This is a genomic window from Pseudomonas sp. RA_15y_Pfl2_54 (genome assembly GCF_963971015.1).
Taxonomy (GTDB): domain Bacteria; phylum Pseudomonadota; class Gammaproteobacteria; order Pseudomonadales; family Pseudomonadaceae; genus Aquipseudomonas; species Aquipseudomonas baetica_A.
On sequence record NZ_CAXAPN010000021.1, the window covers coordinates 88,585 to 109,605 of the forward strand.

At 59.1% G+C, this 21,021-nt stretch carries 16 protein-coding genes and 1 pseudogene; 4 read left to right on the forward strand and 13 right to left on the reverse strand.

Going from position 1 to position 21,021, the window contains the following annotated elements; genetic code table 11:
• Nucleotides 1-3: 3 nt before the first annotated feature.
• The 10 genes from AACY50_RS16780 to AACY50_RS16825 are packed head-to-tail and all read right to left on the reverse strand — an operon-like array spanning nt 4 to nt 11,011.
• Entirely contained in the window at nt 4-1,140 is a 1,137-nt protein-coding gene (locus AACY50_RS16780; protein WP_221729557.1) for a glycosyltransferase family 2 protein, read from the reverse strand.
• Nucleotides 1,133-2,101 (reverse strand): glycosyltransferase, encoded by a 969-nt coding sequence (locus AACY50_RS16785; RefSeq protein ID WP_339538874.1) that lies wholly within the window; start codon nt 2,099-2,101, stop codon nt 1,133-1,135. Before AACY50_RS16785 ends, AACY50_RS16780 begins: the two co-directional genes overlap by 8 nt.
• The gene (locus AACY50_RS16790; protein WP_339432512.1) at nt 2,098-3,468 is read right to left on the reverse strand and encodes an O-antigen ligase family protein; all 1,371 of its coding nucleotides are present in this window, start codon (nt 3,466-3,468) and stop codon (nt 2,098-2,100) included. The genes AACY50_RS16785 and AACY50_RS16790 overlap by 4 nt, the downstream gene beginning before the upstream one ends.
• On the reverse strand, nt 3,465-4,556 hold the full coding sequence (locus tag AACY50_RS16795) for a glycosyltransferase family 4 protein (RefSeq protein ID WP_339538875.1): 1,092 nt from the start codon (nt 4,554-4,556) through the stop codon (nt 3,465-3,467). The genes AACY50_RS16790 and AACY50_RS16795 overlap by 4 nt, the downstream gene beginning before the upstream one ends.
• Nucleotides 4,553-6,148, reverse strand: coding sequence for a GumC family protein (locus tag AACY50_RS16800; RefSeq protein ID WP_339495844.1), 1,596 nt, complete (start codon nt 6,146-6,148; stop codon nt 4,553-4,555). Before AACY50_RS16800 ends, AACY50_RS16795 begins: the two co-directional genes overlap by 4 nt.
• A 17-nt stretch (nt 6,149-6,165) precedes the next feature.
• Nucleotides 6,166-7,191 carry a polysaccharide biosynthesis/export family protein gene (locus AACY50_RS16805; protein WP_221729562.1) on the reverse strand — a complete coding sequence of 342 codons (1,026 nt, stop codon included), beginning with the start codon at nt 7,189-7,191 and terminating at the stop codon, nt 6,166-6,168.
• Nucleotides 7,192-7,212: 21 nt separating this feature from the next.
• A complete protein-coding gene (locus AACY50_RS16810) occupies nt 7,213-7,860 on the reverse strand; it encodes a CpsD/CapB family tyrosine-protein kinase (protein ID WP_339465650.1) in 648 nt (215 codons plus the stop codon).
• Entirely contained in the window at nt 7,860-8,606 is a 747-nt protein-coding gene (locus AACY50_RS16815) for a sugar transferase (RefSeq protein ID WP_339432508.1), read from the reverse strand. The genes AACY50_RS16810 and AACY50_RS16815 overlap by 1 nt, the downstream gene beginning before the upstream one ends.
• An 18-nt stretch (nt 8,607-8,624) precedes the next feature.
• Entirely contained in the window at nt 8,625-9,662 is a 1,038-nt protein-coding gene (locus tag AACY50_RS16820; protein WP_339432507.1) for an NAD-dependent epimerase, read from the reverse strand.
• Nucleotides 9,659-11,011 carry a UDP-glucose dehydrogenase family protein gene (locus tag AACY50_RS16825; RefSeq protein ID WP_339432506.1) on the reverse strand — a complete coding sequence of 451 codons (1,353 nt, stop codon included), beginning with the start codon at nt 11,009-11,011 and terminating at the stop codon, nt 9,659-9,661. The genes AACY50_RS16820 and AACY50_RS16825 overlap by 4 nt, the downstream gene beginning before the upstream one ends.
• A 390-nt stretch (nt 11,012-11,401) precedes the next feature.
• Here AACY50_RS16825 and AACY50_RS16830 point away from each other — a divergent pair, with 390 nt between their 5' ends.
• Entirely contained in the window at nt 11,402-13,099 is a 1,698-nt protein-coding gene (locus AACY50_RS16830; RefSeq protein WP_339538876.1) for a sulfatase-like hydrolase/transferase, read from the forward strand.
• A 16-nt stretch (nt 13,100-13,115) separates the two neighbouring features.
• On the opposite strand, the gene AACY50_RS16835 is transcribed toward AACY50_RS16830, so the two are convergent.
• A complete protein-coding gene (locus AACY50_RS16835; protein WP_339538877.1) occupies nt 13,116-14,057 on the reverse strand; it encodes a YncE family protein in 942 nt (313 codons plus the stop codon).
• A gap of 159 nt (nt 14,058-14,216) precedes the next feature.
• Between AACY50_RS16835 and AACY50_RS16840 the strand changes: the two genes are divergently transcribed.
• From AACY50_RS16840 to AACY50_RS16850, 3 genes are read left to right on the forward strand one after another with little or no spacing between them, the layout of a single operon-like run.
• Nucleotides 14,217-14,870, forward strand: a complete 654-nt coding sequence (locus AACY50_RS16840) for an ABC transporter ATP-binding protein (RefSeq protein WP_221729569.1) — start codon at nt 14,217-14,219, stop codon at nt 14,868-14,870.
• Nucleotides 14,867-17,338, forward strand: coding sequence for an ABC transporter permease (locus AACY50_RS16845; RefSeq protein ID WP_339538878.1), 2,472 nt, complete (start codon nt 14,867-14,869; stop codon nt 17,336-17,338). The genes AACY50_RS16840 and AACY50_RS16845 overlap by 4 nt, the downstream gene beginning before the upstream one ends.
• Nucleotides 17,328-18,395 carry a lipocalin-like domain-containing protein gene (locus AACY50_RS16850; RefSeq protein WP_339432502.1) on the forward strand — a complete coding sequence of 356 codons (1,068 nt, stop codon included), beginning with the start codon at nt 17,328-17,330 and terminating at the stop codon, nt 18,393-18,395. The genes AACY50_RS16845 and AACY50_RS16850 overlap by 11 nt, the downstream gene beginning before the upstream one ends.
• A gap of 406 nt (nt 18,396-18,801) precedes the next feature.
• Here the strand turns inward: AACY50_RS16850 and AACY50_RS16855 are convergent, their stop codons facing one another.
• Both AACY50_RS16855 and tnpC read right to left on the reverse strand, forming a co-directional pair.
• On the reverse strand, nt 18,802-19,629 hold the full coding sequence (locus tag AACY50_RS16855; RefSeq protein WP_339432501.1) for a glycosyltransferase family 2 protein: 828 nt from the start codon (nt 19,627-19,629) through the stop codon (nt 18,802-18,804).
• A gap of 379 nt (nt 19,630-20,008) precedes the next feature.
• Nucleotides 20,009-20,575: pseudogene (gene tnpC / locus AACY50_RS16860) on the reverse strand (IS66 family transposase); the annotation flags it as partial.
• Nucleotides 20,576-21,021: the final 446 nt, after the last annotated feature.

Genomic DNA, 21,021 nt, shown 5'->3' on the forward strand with positions numbered 1-21,021 from the left:
CTCTTAGCGGTTCTGTTCAGGATTCCACTGGGCATAGCGCTGGCCGCGCAGGAACTGCCACAAGCCAAGACTCATCCCGGCGAGAGTGACCAGCACAAAGGCGGCGAGGCGGAAGGGTTTGGGCAAGCGGTGTTGCGAATCCATCAATCCGGCTATCGCCACCGCGTAGCCGAACAGTTGTGCAATGAGGCTCAGGCGATAGAAACCGTGCTCGCTCCACAGCCAGAAGTTGCTCAGCAACAATGGCAGCAAAAGGATTGGTGCCAGGCGGCGGATCAGTTTGTGGCTGATCAGCGCGATCGAATACAGGCCATATTTCAGCGGATTGAGCAGTTCGCGGCGCTGAGCGAGGCTTTGCAGCCCGCCGACGGTGACGCGCTGACGACGACGGAACTGTTTGTCGGCTTCATCGACGCCTTGGTCGATGACTTGCGCTTGCGGTACATAGACGATGCGTTTGTGCGCGACCGGCGCGCAGGTGCTGATAAAGAAATCGTCGTTAACCTCTGCTGGCACGTTCTGGAACAACTCGCGGCGCAACGCGAGCAGGGCACCGTCGGCGGACACCATGCAACCGGTGCGGTTTTCCACCCGGCGCAGCCAGCCTTCGTAATGTCGATACAGGCTATCGCCGACGCTCAAGCCGCCACCGGTGACCGGGATCACCATGTGCCCGGCACAGGCGCCGACTTGCGGGTCGCTCAATGGCGCCAGCAAATGTCCGAGGGTGTCGCGTGACCATTGGTTGTCGGCATCGGTGAACACCAGAATGTCGCCCGTGCTCAGGGCCACGCCGGCGTTAAGCGTCGCCGCTTTGCCTTGGCGCGGCAGGTCGAGCACGGTAATGCGCGGATCGACGACGTTGTGTGCACAAGCCACGGTGTCATCCGTCGAGCCGTCGCTGGCGAGAATGATCTGCAAACGGGCAGGCTGATAATCCTGGGCCAGCAGCGTGCGCAACTTGTGCTCGATGTGCCGCGCCTCGTTGTGGGCGGCAATCACGATGCTGATGTTCAGCGGCGGCGTTGGGCCATGCCGGCTGGCCGCGAACAGAGGCGCCAGTATCGTCAGCAAAAGCGGGTAACCCACATACGCGTAGACCGGTAGCAACAGGCACATCCAGAAAATGAACTCAGCCACGGGCAGGCCTCCTGGCATTCCAATGACACAGACTGAGAATGAACGCGGCGCCGGCCAGGTGCAGGCGTACCCAGTGCAGGCCCCACAGTTGCAGGGTCAGCAAGAGGTCACGATGCTTGATGCTTTGGCGAATGCTCAGCACCAGCCCCGGCACCAGGGTCAATATCAGCATGGCCGCCGCGTGATGAGGAAAATTGTCGAGCAGGGCCGAGATCGCCAGAAAGTCGAGGAGCCAGACCAGCAGCGAAAGCATCGGGAAACGCAGCAGACGCAGGCTGTAACCGTGGGTGCGCAGCAGTTGCAGATGACTGCCCTGACGCCACATTTCCTTGCCCATCCACTCGCGCCAGTTCATTTCGTAACCCCAGTGCAGGGCTTCGTTGTCGTTGATCGACAGCAGCAACGCACCGTTTTCACGCAGGCGCAGGGTGAACTCCTTGTCTTCGCCGGTACGCAGGCTTTCATTGAAACCGCCGACCTTGTCGAACCAGTCACGGCGCATCAGCAGGTTGGAGCTGGGCAGCCAGTCCACGACGTGCGAGGCCTGCGCGCAAACACGCTGGGTGCGACGCTGCCACGCGATGGCGTACCACGGCGCTTGTGCCGGGATGCCCAGGTCCAGCGCAAACACATCGGCCTGACCACTGGCGTGCAGATCGAACAGCGGCTGCAGCCAGTTTTGCGGCATCTCAACATCGGCATCAATGAAGGCCAGCCAATCACCGGTTGCGACCGCCGTACCGCGATTGCGCAGGGCGCCGATCAGCAAACCCGGATGCACCAGCACTTGTGCGCCAAACTGGCGGGCAATGTGCGGGCCGTCATCGCTTGAACCGTTGTCGACCACGATCAGTTCGCACTCGACGCTGGCGGCGTGGGCGGCTTTTTCTGCCGACAGCAAGGTGCGGCCAATATGCCGGGCTTCGTTGTACATCGGGATGATGATGCTGATTCGGCTCATGCGACGGCCTCCGTGATCGGTTCTTGTTCGGCTTTCAGGCGCAGCACCCAGGTCATGGCAAGCATGATCCACACGTATTTCTGGTTCGGCGCACTGAGGAACATCAGGAACAACGTCAGCGACAGGAAACTCACGCTCAGATGGGTCATCAGGTCCGCCTGTTGCCAGTCGCGTCGGCGCATCCACACGGCGCGTGCGCGGATCAGGTTGTACAAGCCGAGCCCGAGCATGCCGACGAACATCAGGCCGGCGGGAATCCCCAGTTCGCTGAAGATTTCCAGATAAGTGTTGTGAGCGCGGCGATAGAGGTCACCGATCTTGCGGTTGGCCGAAAACGCCTTGGCGTAGCCGGTGGTCGCGTAGTGCAGCGCGAAGGTGCCGGGGCCGGAGCCCAGCAGCGGGTTCTCGCGGATCATCTGCGTACCGACAACGATGTAGGAAGCACGGCGGCCGAGGGATTCGTCGTTATGGCCCTTGGCGCCGGCACTTAATACGCTCAAGGATTGAATGCGCGCCAGGTAACCGGCGGGCATCGCATAGATTGCCAGCGGAATCACGATGGCCGCGCCGAGCATGGCGAAGCCCAGGTGCCGTGGGCGAATTCGTGTCATTTGCGCGCGGTAATGCCAGCCGCCGATCAACAGACTCAAGGCCACGACCACCAGCCCTGAGCGCGATTCGGTCTTGGTCATGCCGCCGAGCAACAGCAGGCAGCACGCGCCCCAGAACAACCGATGCAGCAGGTTAGGGCCGCGAATCACCAGCAGCAGCCCCAGCGGGATGGCGAAGGCGATCAGCATCGCGAAGGCGTTGGGGTCTTCGAGCAGGCCGGCAGCGCGGCCCTGATCCTGGAATCTGGTCGAGAACATCGCCATCGCGCAGGTGCTGCTGACGGCAAGGGTGACCAGTCGGGCGAACAGGTCGAGGTTCAGCTCGCGGCCGATCAACAGGGTGATGACAAACAGGATCAGCCCGACGCTGAGCTCGCGCAGATGCTCCAGCGACATGCCCATGTCATCGGTGTTCAGCAGGCTGAGGAAGTACAGAACCATGAACCCGATCAGGTACCGCCAGATATTGCTGCGCAAGCGTTCGGAGGGAATCTGATGCAGCGCCAGTTGCAGCATCAGAATCACCGCCAGCGAGGCACCGAGCAGTTTGCTGCCGGACAGCGAACTGTCCTTGAAGAAACCTTCGAACGGCACCAGTGCGGCGATACCGAGCAGGCCCCAGGTTGGCTTGCGGTACAACACCGTGAAACCCACCAGGCCCAGCACCGCTCCCGGTGCCAGATACGGATAGGGGCTGGCCAGCAAAGCGATGCAGACCAGACCGAGCAGACTGACGATCGAGAGCGGGAAAATCATGCGCGTGCCTCCCGTGCCGTGCGGATGTAGAGCTGCGACCAGCGTTCGGCCAGGGCCTTGAGGTCGTAGCGATCCTGTTGCGTGCGTTTGGCGTTGTCGCGCAGTTGTCGCGCCAGTTTGGGCTCGCTCAACAACGTTTCGAGCTGATGGGCGAGGGCGGTGCTGTCGGTCGGAGCGGCGAGCAAGCCGTTGTGCCGATGTTCCAGCACATCGGGAATTCCGCCGACACCAAACGCCACCACCGGCACGCCGGCCTGCATTGCCTCCAGCAAAATCATCGGTGTGCCTTCGGTGCGCGAGCTGATTACCAGCGCATCGAGCTGCTGCCACCACGGTTGCATGGCCGTCTGATAACCCGGTAAACGAATCCGTTGCTGCAAACCGGCGTTGTCGATGCGTGCCTGCAACGCCTCGCATTCCGGCCCGTCGCCGAGCATCACGGCGTCCAGTTGCGGGTGCTGATGACACAGCGGGATCAGCGCATCGAGAAACAGATCCGGGCCTTTCTCGCTGCTCAATCGGCCAACGTAACCGGCCAGCCAGCGTTGCCGACCCGCATCGGGAACCATCGCCGCAGCCGCCGGCAAACCATTGGGGATCACCTGCAACTTCTCGGCCTGTACGCTGGCATCGCGGTGCAACACCGCGATGCTTTCTGCCACGCAGACCACCCGATCCACCGACGCGGTGCGGCACAGTTGCAGGCTGAGCCAGGTGTAGAACTTCTGCTTGCGACTGCGCGGCGTGAAGCCGTGTTGGGTGATGACCAGCGGCAGGCGCAACAGTGTCGCGCCCATCCAGCCAAACAGCAGGCCTTTGAAGTTGTGCGTGTTGATCAGCGGCTTTTCACTGCGACGCTGACGCAGGTGCCGCAACAACTCCCCAAGCCCGCCGCAGCCACGGCCATCCACCCCGGCTTCGCGAAAGCGCTCGATCAATTCTGGCGGCGCGTCGAGAAACAGCACCTGATGCTGCCCCGGCGTCGCCAGACAATGATCCAGCAACATCCGCTCGGCCCCATAGAAACCGCCGCTGCTGAGCAAATGAATGATCGGCAGCGCGGTCTTCGGGGTGGACACGGTGTTCAATTGCGCACCCAGTGCAGGAAGCTCGGCACCGTCCAGTTTTTGTGCGGATTGCTCGGTAGCACGTTCTCGTCGTTGATCACCAGCAACACCGGCAGACCAAGCTCGTGGCTGATTTGCGCCGGGTGTTTGAAGCGATGGTCGAAGAACTCACGCACATAGACCAGGGCAATGGCCAGCAGCAGACCGGTGAACAGGCCGAATGGAATGATCAGCATCGGTTTCGGGAACGCCGCTTCGGTGGGTTCGAACGGCGGGCTGAGCACCCGGGCGTTGGACAGATCGTCGTTCAGCGCGCCGACGGTGCTGCTCTCGGCGAAACGCTGGGCGTAGGTCGAGAACGCGGCGTGCATGGCGTCGATTTCGGTGTCCATCTGCCGCAGCTTGCTTTGGGTTTGCTGCAGGTCACGGATACGGTTCTTGAATTCGGCGATGCGTGCGGTTTTCTGATCGATCACCTGCTTGACCACCGAAAGATCGTTGGTGCGCTCCTGAATCCGGTTGCTCACCACCTTGAGGAACTGCTGGCGGGTGCGGCCGATTTGCTCGCGGGTCAGCAACATGGGTTCACTGCCAGGCTGGAACACCGCAAGGTCGTTCATGTAGCGGCTGACCTGAGTGGTCAGTTGCTCGCCCAGTTGTTTTATTTCCCGATCTTCGAACGCCACATTGTCGACGGTCGTGGTGAAGGTGAAGGGGAAGGTGTAGTCGTTGAGCTTGTTGTTGCTGCTGGCGGCGGCCAGCGCGGTTTTCAGGTATTCGAGCCAGCGCTGGCTTTGCAGCAGGCGATCGCGGTACAGGTTCAGTGCCTGTTCCTCGGTGTTGATCGCGTTCAGGCGGAAGGTGATTTCTTCCTTGGGATCCGCCGCACCGACACTTTCGAGCAGTGCCTGACGGTTGCCTTCCAGGCCGTCGAGCCGTACTTGATACAAGTGCTTTTTGGATTCGTAGAAGGACTGCGGCAGGTCGATCGATTGCAGCGCCTGACGGCTCACCAGATAGTTTTGCAGCAGGGCCGTGACAAAGGTCGTGCCTTGGTGCGGGTCCGGGAAGCTGTAGATGATCGAGATCACGTTGGAGCCCGGCAGGGTCTCGATTTTCAGGCTGTCGATGGCTTGTTGGGTCAGCGCATCTAGGGCTGTGTCACGCACCGGATCGGTTTCCAGCCCGAGCATGTTGCGCGTCGGGTTGATCACGTATTGACGCAGTGGCGAGGTGACGTAGCGCTTGAAGGGCTCGCTCACCAGTTTGTTGAACATGCCGGGCGAGGGCGTGTATTCGCCTTTGTCGCGCAGTTCGCTGATGGTCTGACGGATCAGCGCCGGCGAACGGAGGATGTTGCTCTCGGTTTCCATGTCCGCCAGCGACGGCGGAATGAACGTGGCGTTATCGACCGTCAGTGACGTGGTGGCGTCACCCTGGGAGAGTTTTTTCGACTGCACGATCACCTGTGCGGTGATATCAAAGCTCTGTTTGAGCACCAATGGCAGCAGCAGGGCGATGACTGCAAAGATCAGGAAGACCCGTTTCACCAGTTGCTTGTTGGCGAAGAAGATCCTGAAGAACTCATGCAGGTAGTTTTCCTTTGGATTCATGATCGTTCACCTGGGAGTCAGTTACTGCTGCTGCTTTTATTGTCGACGCGGTAGCCGAAGCTGAACCCGACGCCCTGGAACAACACCACGTCGGCCAATTGCCGGGCGAGTTCGCCGGCGCTGGCCAGTTTGGTTTTCGGTACGAAAAGCATGTCGTCCGGTTGCAGATACGCGATCTGCGAGGCGTCGCCGGCCAGGGCTTTTTCCACGTCGTAATGCACGGCCTGCACCTGATTGCCGTTGCGGCGCATGATCACCACCGAATCCAGGCGCGCCTTGACGTTGGTGCCGCGCGCCAGGGTCAGCGCTTCAAGCACCGACACCGGCCGACGGATCGGATAGGAACCCGGCTGGCCGACTTCACCCAGCACGTAAATCTCGTTGCCGGCGGTGGATTTGAGCAGCACATCCACGGTCATCCGCCCCGGCAGTTGTGCGTATTTCTGGTTAAGGAACGTTTCCAGTTGATTGACGGTCATGCCTTGCAGGGGCACGGCGCCGATCTCCGGGAAACTCGCGTAACCGTCAGTGCCCACGGTGATCTCGCGGCTCATGCCGGTGGCCGGGTGGTTCAGCGCACTTTTCAGGTTCTGCTCGTTAGTCAACGGGCTGATGATCTGCACCGTCAGTTGATTGCGGTTGGGCTGGAACAGTTGTTTGCGCTGATAGGCCCGCTGGATTTCCTGACGGGCCTCATCACTGGTCAGCCCGGCGATTTTCACCGAGGTGTTGGCGCCCGGCAGTTCGATGGTACCGTCGGGCAGCACCAGTTGATTGCCGTTGAGCTGGCTGGCAGCGGTGAAGTTCAGGCCGATCTGGTCACCTGACTGCACGCGGTAAGCGTCCGAGCCGCTGGTGCTGATGTGGAAGATCACGTCCAGCACATCCTGCGGGCGCAGGGTCTGCTCGATCTTCGGCATGTCGGTGGCCTGGGCGTTGGCCGGAGTGGCGGTGAGAATATTCACCGGCATGGTCTGGACTTCGGAAGTGCTGGAGCAACCTGCAAGCGGCAGCAACAGCAGGACAAGCATTCTGGCGTTCATGGCGTCATCCTTCGCGGTGGCCTAGAGGTTTTTGTAAAGCCATTTGGGCATGTAGTACTTGCGCCGGTTAAACACGCTGCCGACCACTTTCGCCCCGGCCTGGGTCAGGCGTTGCACGGCGGCCTGGGCGACTTCCCAGCGGGTGTCTTCGGCGCGTACGACGAACACCACGCCATCGACCTGAGTGCTGATGACCAGCGTGTCGGCGGCGGAATACACCGCGTCGCCATCGATCACCACAAAGCGGTACTGGCTGCCCAACTGGTCGAGCAACGGGCTCAGGCGCTCGGCGGTCAGGTGTTCCATGGTGCGAATCGGCCGGCCGTTGGGCAGCACATGGAAGGGCAGGCTTGAGACCTGCACCACACAGTCTTGCAACAGCGGCGGGTTGTCCGGGCTGAACAGCAAATCCCGCAGGCCGCGCTCCTTGCCCAGGTTCAACTGCTGGGTGAGGTTGCTCGCCGACTGGCTGGCATCGACCAGCAGCACTTGGCCGCTGCTCATTTGTGCCAGTTGACTGGCCAGCGCCAGAGCACTGGTGGTGGTGCCGGCACCGGGGTTGGCGGCGGTCAGGAACAGGATCCGTAGATTGAGATCCAGCACGGTCGAGGTCAGGTTCGATTCGCTGGGACTGGCGATGCTCAGGCTTTTGTTGGTTGAACCGTCCATTAGCTTGCTCCGTGGCCGCTGAATACTTTGAAGGGGGTTTTCAACAGGATCTTCAGATCAAGCAAAAGGCTTTGCTCGGCGATATAGCTGAGGTCCAACTCAACGCGCTGGTCGAAGTCGATGTTGCTGCGTCCGGAGATCTGCCACAGACCGGTCATGCCGGGGTAGATCGCCAGACGTGCGAGGTGGTTGTCCTTGTAGCGATAGGCGTTGAACGAAGTCGGACGAGGGCCGACCAGGCGCATGTCACCGGTCACCACGTTGATCAGGTTGGGCAACTCGTCAAGGCTGGTACGCCGCAGGAAACCGCCGATGCCGGTGATGCGGGGGTCCTTGTCGATCTTGAAATCGATGGCTTCGGCACCGTGCTTGTTGAGATGGCGCAGCGACTCTTTCAGCTCTTCGGCGTTGGCGACCATGGTGCGAAATTTGTACATGCCGAACTTGCGGCCGCGATAGCCGGTGCGTTGCTGCACGAACATCACTGGCCCCGGGCTGGTGAACTTGATGGCCAGGGCCAGGCCCAGCAGCACGGGGGAAATCAGCAGCAGAATCAGCAGCGCGCCGAAACAGGCGACCACCCGATTGGTGCGCGACAGTTGCCATGGACGACCGCCATCGCGCCCTGTGAACCACCCGCGGCCTTGGCGGTGGATCGCCGCATCGAGGCGCATTCGGTGCTCGGGGTCGACGCGCTTGTCACGCCGCATCTCTTGGATCGGCACACCTTTTTCATGTCCAGTCATGGAGTCCTCCACATAAACTCAGCCGCGAGCGGCGCGTGGGCGATAGGCAGTGGGGTAGTAGTCGCGGAACCAGGCGATGAAACGCTCCAGTCCTTCATCCAGTTCTATCCGCGGCTGGAAGCCGGTGGCCTGGGCCAGATCGCTGGCCTCGGCGCAGGTGTTGAGTACGTCGCCCGGTTGCAGGGGCAGCAGCTCGACAATGGCTTTGAGGCCAAGGTGTTTTTCTATCAGGGCCAGGTAGGTTTTCAGCTCCACCGGGTGTTGCCCGCCGATGTTGAACAGCCGCCACGGCGCCATGCTGCTGGCCGGGTCGGGTAGCTCGCGATCCCATTCAGGACGGGCCAGCGGTGGCTGGTCGGTGAGGCGGGCGATGCTTTCGACGATGTCGTCGATGTAGGTGAAGTCGCGCTGGTGTTCGCCGTAATTGAACAGCTTGAGCGGCGTGCCTTGAGTGATTGCGCGGGCAAACTGGATCGGCGACATGTCCGGCCGACCCCAAGGGCCGTACACAGTGAAGAAGCGCAGCCCGGTGCAGGGAATGCCGAACAGGTGGCTGTAACTGTGGGCCATCAACTCATTGGCTTTCTTGGTCGCGGCGTACAGCGACAGCGGATGATTGACGCCGTCCTTCACGGAGTAGGGCGTGTGCTGGTTGGCGCCATACACCGAGCTCGACGAGGCGTAGATCAAATGCTCGACGGGGTGGTGACGGCAGCTTTCCAGGATATTCAGGAAACCGTTGAGGTTGCTGTCCAGATACGCCCGAGGATTGTCCAGCGAATAACGCACGCCGGCCTGCGCCGCGAGGTGGACCACCACTTGCGGGCGTTCGCGGACAAACAGCGCTTCGATGGCCAGCGCATCGGCCAGGTCAACCGTGGCGAGCTGGAAATCGCCGACCTGCTCGCGCACCCATTGCACGCGGTCGTGCTTGAGTTGCGGGTCGTAGTAGGCGTTGAAATTATCCAGACCGACCACCGAATGCCCGTCGCGCATCAGCCGCAATACGCAATGGGCACCAATGAACCCGGCCGCACCGGTGACCAGAATCCTCATGGCCGCAGTCCTTCAGGGGCGACATGGCGCAGGCCGATGCCGCTGTAGTGCAGACCGGCCGCCGCCAGGTGTTGCGGGTTATAGAGGTTGCGGCCGTCGACCACGACCCGCGAGCGCAGTTTGCTGGCCAGCAGCTCGAAATCGACCACGCGGAAGTTTTTCCACTCGGTGCAAATCACCAGGGCGTCAGCGTCTTCCAGTGTGTCGTCGCGGGTGGCGCACAGATGCAGGTCGTTGCGATAACCGTAAAGGCGCCGGCATTCGGACATGGCTTCCGGATCGTAGGCCTGCACGCTGGCGCCTTCGGCCCACAGTGCGTCCATCAGATAACGGCTGGGGGCTTCGCGCATGTCATCGGTGTTTGGTTTGAACGCCAGGCCCCAGATGGCAATGGACTTGCCGGCCAGACCTTGTGGGAATTGCGCTTTGAGTTTGCTGAACAGAATGTGCCGCTGAGTGTCGTTCACGTCGGTGACGCTGCGCAGCAGTTTCAGCGGCATGCCGTTGTGTTCGGCAGTGTGCAGCAGGGCACGCAGATCCTTGGGAAAGCACGAGCCACCGAAGCCGCAGCCCGGATAAATAAAGTGGTAGCCGATGCGCGGATCGGAGCCGATGCCTTTGCGCACCGCTTCGATGTCGGCGCCGAGCAGTTCGGTGAGGTTGGCCAACTCGTTCATGAAGCTGATGCGGGTGGCGAGCATCGCATTGGCCGCGTACTTGGTCAGCTCGGCGCTGCGGTTGTCCATGAACATCAGTTTTTCGTGGTTGCGGCAGAACGGCGCGTAGAGTTCGCTCATCTGCTCGCGGGCCTCGTCGTCGAGGGTGCCGATGATGATCCGGTCCGGGCGCATGCAGTCAGCGAGCGCGCTGCCTTCCTTGAGGAATTCGGGGTTGGAGACCACGCGTACGGTCAAGGTGCTTTTGCCACGACGCAGCAGTTCGCTGTTGGCGGCGGCCAGCACTTCATCCGCTGTGCCGACCGGTACGGTGGATTTGATGATCAGGGTGCGATCAGCCTCCATGTGCGACGCAATCTGCCGGGCGACGTTGAGCACATGGGAGAGATCAGCGGAGCCGTCCTCATCGGCTGGCGTGCCGACGGCGATGAAGATCAACTCGGCATGGGTGACGGCGTCGCTGGCCTGGGTGCTGAACAGCAGACGACCAGCCTTGATATTTTCTTCAAGTGTGTTCGACAAACCCGGTTCGCTAATGGGCGGCACCGCTTGTTGCAGTTGTTTAATCTTGTTCGGATCAATATCAACGCATAAAACGCGATGTCCGACATCGGCAAGTGCGGCGGCTTGAATCAAACCAACGTAGCCCGTGCCAAATACACTCACGTCCATAATGCGCACCTCTCAAAAACAAAATGAGAACTTAAGAATTGAACTGTCAAAATGGGTATAGCGCAGCGTGCGCAAAGCGTGTCAGCAAAATGACATGTTGCACGTGTATAACACCCGGCTTTTTTCAGGCTATTGGCCATCAAGTGCTTGCTATTACTGGGTTTGTCGCGTTCTTGACGCTTTTTCCCTGTTGAGAAGAAAGCGATAAACGGTCGAGAGCCCTGAAATTAAAGACTTGTAGCCGCTGGAGTGTGTCAGGAATGAGTCAACGTTTTTTTGACGTTTTAGGGAAAAACCAGTCTTTTCTTGCGGTTTGATGGCCGGGTGCTAGTGTCAGGTTTTGACCGACAAACTATTGACCCAATACCGTTTTGTACGACCGGGATTGCCATGTTTCGATATTTTAAAGAACTGCTTTTAGTTGTTTATCTGCTGCTTTATTCCGAATATTACATTGAGCGGTTAAATGCTATCGGTGTTGGTTTTGCTGTACTCCTTTTTGGCGCGATGTTTTTGGCGCTTACTTTAGCGTTATATCTAACGGCTTATATTCGTCAGGCGCTCATTCGGCATTTATTCGCGATAACGATGTTTGTTTCGGCGGTGTTTTTTGATGTCTACACCCGGGTTACGGCCGATTACCTGAGCTACAGCAGCTTCGTCTCGCTGGTGTATTCCGGCGGTTTCATTCAGGAAGCGGCTTACCAGTATCGCGATGCGATCATCCACGGTGCGCTCAGTGGCTTGCTGTTGTTGGTGGGCATCGGTCTCAAACCGCGGCATTCGCTTGTCGTGCCCAACGCATTGCGCGTGGCGGCGCCGATCTGTGGCGTGATCGTGCTCAGCGCTGTGCTGTTTCTGCGCGCCGGTGAGGGCGCCCGGGGCTTGCCGATCATGTACACGCCGCTGGCCTATCTGAACCTGTTCGCCTATGAGGCGCTGCACAACACGGTCGGTCCGCGTGAACCCGTCACACTGGCGCGCAATGGCCAAGCGGTCGGGCATGACATCGTGCTGATCATCGATGAAAGCATCTCCGGCAATTACCTGGACATCAACGCGCCATTCGGTGTGCACAGCAACCTCAAACAACCGCACGCGGGCGTCGACATCTTCAATTACGGTTACGCCGCGTCCATCGCCAATTGCAGCGCCGACACCAACGTCACCTTACGCTACGGCGGCACCCGCGCCGACTACATGCGCATCAACAGTACGCTTCCGTCGATCTGGCAGTACGCAAAAAAGGCCGGGATGCGCACGGTCTACATTGACGCCCAGCGCACCGGCGGCCACTTGCAGAACCTGATGACCGACGCCGAGAAAAAGGACATCGACGAGTTTGTCCAGTTCGACCGCACCAGCGTGCGAGATCGCGACATGGCGGCCGCGCAGAAACTGATCGGTTTGCTCAACGACGACAAGCCCGAACTGATCCTGATCAACAAGGTCGGCGCGCATTTTCCGGTGCACGACAAATACCCGGATGCGTTCATGGCTTACCGTCCGACCTTGCCGCGCGGACAGTTCACCGAAGTCGCCGACACCGGCAAACGCGATGGCTTCAATGGTCAACCGGATGACTGGGTGCTGTATCGCAATGCCTACAAGAACACGGTTTTATGGAACGTCGGCGAGTTTTTTGCGCGGGTGTTTGCCCTGGCCAATCTCAACAATGCGCTGGTGATCTATACCTCGGATCACGGTCAGGATCTTCATGAACGTGGCAACCCTGGGCTCAATACGCATTGCGGCGGCGATCCGGTGGAGGAGGAGGGTCTGGTGCCGCTGGTGGTGATTCAGGGCCGCGACTTGAAGACGCTGGATTGGTCGACGCAACTGGCCGCCAACAAGGATCGCTCCAGTCACTACAACATCTTCCCGACGCTGTTGCAGTTGATGGGTTACGACCTGGCGGGGATCGAGGCGGTGTATGGCAAGCCGTTGACAGTGCCGACGGCGGATGAATTCACCTTCAACTACCGCTTCAACGCGCGGCTGGGGGCCAAGCCTGAGTGGAAACATATTGATCTGGGCAGCATTGTCACGCCGTCGCAGGCACCGACCAGTGTGGCGGCGGGGCAGTAGATTTCGAGGCAAACGCTCAGTCGGCCTGCAAGGCAAACACCCAGATCGCATCGGCTGACGAGTCACAGACATACAGCTTCTGGCGGTCGCGACTGAACACAGGGCTTTGCGGATATTCGCCAGCCGTAAACGTGTGAATGCTGCGCCGCGATACGGTATCGATGATTGAGACGGTTCGTTCGCCGGCACTGCAGCAGCAGGCGAGGCGGCCGTCCGCGCTGACGACAAACCCGTGAGGCAACTGAGCGGTCGGGATCAAGTCAATCAGTTTGCCTACGCCCAGATCAATGACCGCCGTGCTGCTATCGGCGTTGCGATAGGGTACGTAGGCCAACTGATTGTCGGGGCTTAGCGTCACTTCCTCAAAGGAGTTGGGGAGGGTCAAAACACTCTGCGTCTCGGCATTGCGGGTGTTCAGGAACCGCAGTTCATGATGGATGTAGTCGCAGTAGTACAACCGACCGTCGGCACTCAATGCCGCGCCACTGGTGAACGGCCCGGTATCGACGCAGGCGACGACCTTGGCGTTCGCCGTATCGATTTCATGGATGTGCCCGTTCACATGACTGTTGCTGTGCACAAACAACCGCGCGCCGTCAGCGCTGAGCACCAACGAATGTCCCTGGGCAGCGCTGATGGTCTGACGGATACGTTGGCGGCGGGTATCGATGGCCAGTATCAGCGGTTGATCGAGGCCGGTGATGTATGCGGTCACACCACTGTTTTCGATAACGATTGCCATGGGCCGGATTGGTAGCGGTATCACCGCGCTCACCCTGTGCAAGTGCAGGTCGATGATCGACAGGCTGCGGCCTTCGGTATTGCACACGTACGCAACCGGCAGTTTCGGGTGCAGGGCGATGGCTCCGGGTTCACGCCCCACGGTGATGACCTCGATGACCTGGGAGGTGCATTTGATCGGAGCAGTGAGCGTTTCATACATGATTGTTGTCTTCATGGCGGAGTGGCCTTTTGGATTCAACTGCCTCTGTTCGACGGCCTGTTTATTAGATACCCGTGCCCTTTGCTCCGCTACTGTCAGAGTTGACAGGTACCGGCACACAAAAAACACTCGCGGCCGCTATCCTAGAGCCACTTGCAAACTTTGGATGACGGCATGCTTCAGGTTCTGGATGTCTTTAAAAGTTACCTCACCCCCCAAGGCCCATTACCGGTGCTGCAAGGCGTCGACCTGACGCTGGAACCTGGTAGTAGCTTGGCGCTGATGGGCGAGTCCGGCAGTGGCAAAAGCACCCTGCTGCACCTGGTGGCCGGCCTCGACAAGGTCGACAGCGGCAGCATTCGCTGCGGTGAGCATCGACTTGAAGCGATGAACGAAGCGCAACTGGCGAACTGGCGCCGAACGGAAATCGGTCTGGTGTTCCAGCAGTTCAACCTGATCGGCAGTTTGCGCGTCGAGGACAATCTGGCGTTTCAGGCGCGTTTGGCCGGGCGTCATGAACCGCGTTGGCTGGCGCATCTGGTGCAACGCCTGGGGCTGGGCGATTTGCTCAAGCGTTATCCCGAGCAACTGTCCGGTGGCCAGCAGCAACGGGTTGCACTGGGGCGTGCGCTGGCCTCGCAGCCGAAATTGCTGTTGGCCGACGAACCCACGGGCAGCCTCGACGAAGCGACCAGTGATGAAGTACTGCGACTGTTGCTCGAACTGCTCGACGACACGCCGACGACGTTGTTGATGGTCACCCACAGCACGCGTGTGGCACAACGGTTGGCACAGCGTGTGGTGTTGTCCAACGGGCGTCTGCTGTGATCGTCTTCAAACAAACCCTGCGCGCGCTGCTCAGCCATTGGCGGCGGCATCCGGTGCAGTTTTTCAGTGTGCTGACCGGGTTGTGGCTGGCGACCAGCCTGCTGACCGGCGTCGAGGCGCTGAACAGTCAGGCGCGTGACAGTTACGCGCGCGCCAGCCAGTTGATTGGCGGCGAGCCGCAAGCCAGTCTGAGCACACCGAGCGGCGCAACATTCCCTCAGCAATGGTTCATCGATCTGCGCCGTCAGGGCTGGCCGGTCTCACCGTTGTTGCAGGGCCGCTTGAGTCTCAAAGATCACGACAACCAACGTCTTCAGTTGATGGGGATCGAACCGGTGTCGCTGCCGGCGGATTCGGCAGTGGCCGGGAAGGCGATGCCGATCGAGCGGGTCGTCGAGTTTTTCACGCCGCCGGGCAGCACCTGGATTTCCCCGCAAACCTTGCAGGCGTTGAACCTGCAAGAAGGCGCCACGCCGCAAACCCAGGGGGGCCAGAAATTGCCACCCTTGCTGGCGCAAAAAGACATGGCGCCGGGCGTGTTGCTGGTGGACATCGGCGTTGCGCAAACCCTGCTCGAACAACCCGGGCAACTGTCACGCTTGTTGTTGCCCAAAGATTTTCACGGCGAGTTGCCGCCCACGTTCAAGGGGCAGTTGCAACTCAAGAGCCGTGGCGAGGAAAACAATCTGGCGCGACTGACCGAGAGTTTTCACCTCAATCTCGATGCCTTGGGCTTTCTTTCGTTCGTCGTCGGTTTGTTTATCGTTCACGCCGCCATCGGGCTTGCGCTGGAACAACGGCGTGGCCTGCTGCGTACCTTGCGAGCCTGTGGGGTCAGTGCGCGGATGTTGATCGGCTGCCTGATCGTCGAACTCGGTGTGCTGGCGCTGATCGGTGGCGTGTTTGGCGTCATCAGTGGTTATTGGCTGGCCAGTGTGTTGCTGCCCGATGTCGCCGCCAGCCTGCGCGGTTTGTATGGCGCGCAGGTGGCAGGGCAGTTGCAATTGAGCCTTTGGTGGTGGTTCAGCGGGATCGGCTTAAGCCTGCTCGGCGCCTTGCTGGCCGGTGCCAACAGCCTGATACGGGCGGCGCGTTTGCCGCTGTTGGCGGTGGCCGATCCGCAAGCCTGGCATCAGCAATATGCGCGCTGGCTGCAGCGCCAGGGTTGGCTGGCTTTTGTGTTGGGCGTGATCGCGCTGCTGGCACTGATCTGGGGCGACAGCCTGGCCAGCGGTTTTGTGCTGATGGTCGGGCTGTTGATCGGCGCCGCGCTGGCCTTGCCGGTGTTGCTCAGTGCGCTATTGAATCAGTTGCTGGGGCGCCGTCGTTCAGTGCTCGGCCAATGGTTTCTCGCCGACTGCCGACAACAACTGCCAGCGCTGAGCCTGGCGTTGATGGCGTTGCTTTTGGCGCTGGCCGCCAATATCGGCGCCGGTAGCATGACCGCCGGTTTTCGCCAGACCTTCAACGACTGGCTCGAACAACGTCTGAGCGCGCAGTTGTACATCAATCCGGTGAATCCGGCACAGGCCCGCGAGATGCACAACTGGCTCAAACAGCAGCCACAGGTCACGGCGATACTGCCCAACTGGCAGGTGTCGGTGACGCTGCATGGCTGGCCGGCGGAGGTGTTCGGGGTGATCGACGATGTCTATTACCGTCAGCACTGGCCGTTGCTCGACTCGGTTGGCGGTGAACCGTGGGCGCATCTGGCGACGGATGATGCGGTGATGCTCAGCGAACAAATGGCCCGACGCTTGAAGGTCCACCCCGGCGATCACATGACGATCCCGACACCCAACGGGCCATGGTCACCGCGCATCGTGGGTATTTACGCCGATTACGGCAATCCCAAGGGGCACCTGCTGGTCAACGTCAATCATCTGTTGCACAACTGGCCGCAACTGACGCCGAACCGCTTCAACCTGCGCATCGACCCGCAGAATACTGCGCCGTTGCTCAGCGCATTGCAGGCGCGTTTCCAACTCGATGACAGCCGTATCGTCGATCAGGCACAGCTCAAGGGCTGGTCGGTTCAGGTGTTCGAACGCACCTTTGCGGCGACGGCGGCGTTGAACAGCCTGACCCTTGCGGTCGCTGGCGTTGCGCTGTTCATCAGCCTGCTGACCCAGAGCCAAAGCCGCCTCGGCCAACTCGCACCGCTGTGGGCATTGGGCGTGACACGACGGCAATTGATGCTGCTCAATCTCGGCCAGACCTGGCTGCTGGCGGTGCTGACGCTGGTCTTGGCGTTGCCGCTGGGGATCGCGCTGGCGTGGTGTCTGGATGCGGTGATCAACGTGCAGGCTTTCGGCTGGCGTCTGCCGCTGCGGGTCTTCCCATGGCAACTGCTGCAACTGATGGGGTTGGCGTTGCTGGCGACATTATTGGCCTCGGCCTGGCCTCTGTATTCGCTGTACCGCACGCAACCGGCAGATCTGCTGAGGACGTTTGCACATGAGGATTAAGCGGGTTGTGCTGTGTGTCGCACTGCTGCTGGGCGGATGTGATCAGTCCACGCCCGAACAGAAGGGTTTTGCCGGAATGGGCAATCAGGCTCAGTCGTTTAAGCCGGTGGTACCGGGGCGAGCGTTCAGCTTTCCGGCCGATCATGGCGCGCACGATGGTTTTCGCATCGAATGGTGGTACGTGACGGCCAATCTCAAGGATCAGCAGGGCAATGATTTCGGTGTGCAATGGACGTTATTTCGCAGTGCGTTGAAACCTGTGCCGGAGCAGGCGGGGTGGGGCAACCAAACCATCTGGCTGGGGCATGCGGCAGTGACTTCCCGTTCTGTTCATCATGCGGCCGAGCGCTATGCGCGGGGCGGTGTGGGGCAGGCGGGCGTGCGGCTGGCGCCGTTCGAAGCGTGGATCGACGATTGGCGGTTTGCCAGTCAAGCGCCGGACCCTCTCAGCGATATGCAGCTGAGTGCTCGTGACACGTCATTCGCCTATCAACTGCACCTCACTTCGAGCCGTCCGTTGGTGCTGCAAGGTGACAAGGGCTTCAGCCAAAAGTCCGAACAGGGCCAGGCCTCGTACTACTACAGCCAGCCATTTTTTCAGGCCAGCGGCACTTTGCAGGTCGACGGTCAGACCTACACCGTCAGCGGCCCGGCGTGGCTTGACCGCGAGTGGAGCAGCCAGCCACTGACGGCCAACCAGACGGGTTGGGACTGGTTCTCGCTGCATCTGGACAACGGCGAACACCTGATGCTCTATCGCATGCGCCAGAAGGACGGTGCGCCCTACCTGACCGGCACCTGGATCGCCGCCGACGGTCAGACGCAAACCCTGCGCGCCGAACAGATCAAACTCACTGCGCAAGACACCGCCGATGTGGCCGGCCGCTCGATGCCGGTGAAATGGTCGATCAGCATCCCTGACAAACACCTCGACATCCGCCTCGACGCACTCAACCCCAACGCGTGGATGAACTTGCGCATTCCTTACTGGGAAGGCCCGGTGCGCATCAGCGGTAACCAGGGTGGGCAAGGGTATCTGGAAATGACAGGTTACTGAGCGTCCTAAAGAACTGACAGTCGGGCGGAGCGTTATTGTCACTTACACGGATGTATTAAAAGTGACCCGTCAGTGTGAAAGTTGAGTATTAGCTCTATCGATGTTTGTTCTTGTACAGGTTGAGGCATGAGGGCACTACATATAAAAGTATGCGTTGAAACTTTCTCGGTAAATTTCGGCGAGATACAGTTTTTAACTTTTCAGTACATAAATTTCATCATTATCCATGGCGACATATACGCCAACTTCCATTAAAATCCTCCCCGTTCGCCCAGTGTCAGGGCTCTTTACCGGTGCATGGATTGCCAGGCCATAACACTGGGCGAACACCATGCAGGAGCAGTTGTATACAATTTCACATAAAAAAGGGGCGACTTTGAAGTCGCCCCTTTTTTTTTTCCTTGAATCAGACCGGCGTTTGCATCCCGGATTTACCGTGTTGCCCTTGAAAGCGTTTGAGCGTCGCCTGATACATTTTCGTGCGCCGGTGATCTTTCCCGTAGGTGCCTGCCGCAGCGACGGTTCCTGCCTGAATGTGATCCAGATAGCTGAAAATCTTGCGCGGCGACAGGAACTTGATGCCGTAGCCCAAGCCTGCCATCCGGTCCTGCAGCGTATAACCGGGCACTCGGTCATCCATGCAAAAGTGCAGCCCCAGAGACTTCATCAAGCGGACATTCCACAGCGTACAAAAACTTTTGAGGTGAGTTTCCTTATAGGGCTTCGGCTCTTTTGAATGCAGGCCCAAGTGATTCTTTGCGCGTCGAACATGATGCTTGCAGAAACGCGAAGTTAAACGCCAGGTATCTCTCACCACGCCACGATTGATTTGCTCGACACAACCGACGGCGGCGATATCCGGCGTCTTTGTACATTCGCGCATCATCATGGCAAACACTTCCTTGTCGTAGACAAAGGTATCGGTGTGCAGCAGAAACAGATAATCGCTGTCGACTTTTTCCAGCGCCATATCCAGCGCCTTGCCATGCGCAATATGCCCGGCCTCTTTGCAAGGCGATGGCCGTTCGATCAGATTGATCCAGTCCAAAGAACGCAAGTAATCCAAGCTTGCATCCGCCGAATCGTTGTCCACCACCCACACCGCAATACGTTGCTCTTTGACGTGCTCACGCAAAAGCTCAAGGCACATCCTGGTGATGTCCAAGGTTTTGTAATTTACCAAGACAAGGCTGAAGTTCGCCGGTGGCTGGGCTGGTAAATCAATGGCTTTCATATCTGAAGGACTCATCCGCGATTCATGGGCAACAGTGGTTTCATGAGCCGCAACGGTAGCGAGGCAACCTTAGGCGAAGCTTAATTTCCGGGTTCGCGTGGGTGACAGGCTAAACTGCGCGCCCATTTACGCTTCAAGGAAGAGAAGGCCAGCGCCGTTACCTCACGGATGAACCCACTTTCCCTCTACCACCTGGTCCTGTAATGGCTGTGCGTGTGGCCAAAAAAACTGTTCCGCCAAATTGCCCGGCATTGCTCGCGCAAACGCTATGCACGTCTCGCCGGCGCCGTTGAGCGCTTGCTGTTTCGCTACCTCAAACACACCTCAAAACTGAGTAAGCGCTCCATAAACCCCACCGACTACAAGATGGGTAGAGCGCTTAGCTGGGCGATACCAGCGAGCAGTTCCACGGCAACAGCGCTTCGTAATCTCCAACCGAGGTCGCCAGTGGTAGCCGTTCTAATGCGTGGCGCAGCCACGCATAGGGCTCTTGGCCGTTGGCTTTGGCAGTCTCGACCAAGCTGTAAAGTTGAGCACTGGCGGTCGGGCCTTTGGGTGTGTCGCTAAACAACCAGTTCTTTCTTCCGATGACGAAGGGCCTGATCGCGCGCTCGGCAGCGTTGTTGTCGATTGGCAGATAGCCTTCCTCGATATACCGCTCCAGTTTGTTCCAGTTACTTGCCAGATAGCCGATGGCCTTGCCCAAGGCGTTCTGAGACGTAACTTATGGCTGCGTCTTTTTCATCCGGCTTTTTAACTGAGCCAGTACTGGCAGACTCCGATCATGACGGCCGGTTTTACGATCGTCGTCACTGGCATCCTTTAGATCACGCTCTACGCCATACAGTTTGTTGATCAAGTTCAGCGCGATGTCGGCACGTCCTATCTTGCCTTTAGGCTGCACTTTTTGTGCTTCCACGAACTTGCGACGAGCATGCGGCCAACACCCTGTTAGCGCTGATACGATTTTGACCCAGGTTGCTGATTTTGACTGACCTATATGCGGCCTGTGAAATCCCGCGTAAACACATCGTTCGCTGAATATTTGGATAGATCAATGAATTCAGGCAGCCTGGGTCAAAATCGCATCAGCGGCAACACAACAAGATTCAACGAGTGCCAGTATTTCGTTACAATTACTTTGATTTTTAGCTGGCTAGAAGAAAAGAGTCGCGTAGACCGCGGCTCTTTTTAGTCTATAAACTCCGTTATTGCACATGGCTTGCAGTCAGGCAAGTAACACTGGCCGATTGCTACCGTACACGAGCGACTGATTTCGACCTAAAATAGCCAGTAGTTGTTCTCGACTAAAGGGCTCCGGCGAGTGCGTTCAGAAGAGACTCTGAAGACTTATTATGTTGCTACTGTTGGTAACTTTGAGTTTTAATTTTT

Bases quoted from the DNA above. Each gene is read 5' to 3' on its own strand.
- AACY50_RS16820 (WP_339432507.1), bottom strand. From the start codon at position 9,662: ATGAGGATTCTGGTCACCGGTGCGGCCGGGTTCATTGGTGCCCATTGC.
- AACY50_RS16825 (WP_339432506.1), bottom strand. From the start codon at position 11,011: ATGGACGTGAGTGTATTTGGCACGGGCTACGTTGGTTTGATTCAAGCC.
- AACY50_RS16850 (WP_339432502.1), top strand. From the start codon at position 17,328: ATGAGGATTAAGCGGGTTGTGCTGTGTGTCGCACTGCTGCTGGGCGGA.
- AACY50_RS16790 (WP_339432512.1), bottom strand. From the start codon at position 3,468: ATGATTTTCCCGCTCTCGATCGTCAGTCTGCTCGGTCTGGTCTGCATC.
- AACY50_RS16815 (WP_339432508.1), bottom strand. From the start codon at position 8,606: ATGACTGGACATGAAAAAGGTGTGCCGATCCAAGAGATGCGGCGTGAC.
- AACY50_RS16840 (WP_221729569.1), top strand. From the start codon at position 14,217: ATGCTTCAGGTTCTGGATGTCTTTAAAAGTTACCTCACCCCCCAAGGC.
- AACY50_RS16785 (WP_339538874.1), bottom strand. From the start codon at position 2,101: ATGAGCCGAATCAGCATCATCATCCCGATGTACAACGAAGCCCGGCAT.
- AACY50_RS16855 (WP_339432501.1), bottom strand. From the start codon at position 19,629: ATGAAAGCCATTGATTTACCAGCCCAGCCACCGGCGAACTTCAGCCTT.
- AACY50_RS16800 (WP_339495844.1), bottom strand. From the start codon at position 6,148: ATGAATCCAAAGGAAAACTACCTGCATGAGTTCTTCAGGATCTTCTTC.
- AACY50_RS16805 (WP_221729562.1), bottom strand. From the start codon at position 7,191: ATGAACGCCAGAATGCTTGTCCTGCTGTTGCTGCCGCTTGCAGGTTGC.
- AACY50_RS16830 (WP_339538876.1), top strand. From the start codon at position 11,402: ATGTTTCGATATTTTAAAGAACTGCTTTTAGTTGTTTATCTGCTGCTT.
- AACY50_RS16835 (WP_339538877.1), bottom strand. From the start codon at position 14,057: ATGAAGACAACAATCATGTATGAAACGCTCACTGCTCCGATCAAATGC.
- AACY50_RS16810 (WP_339465650.1), bottom strand. From the start codon at position 7,860: ATGGACGGTTCAACCAACAAAAGCCTGAGCATCGCCAGTCCCAGCGAA.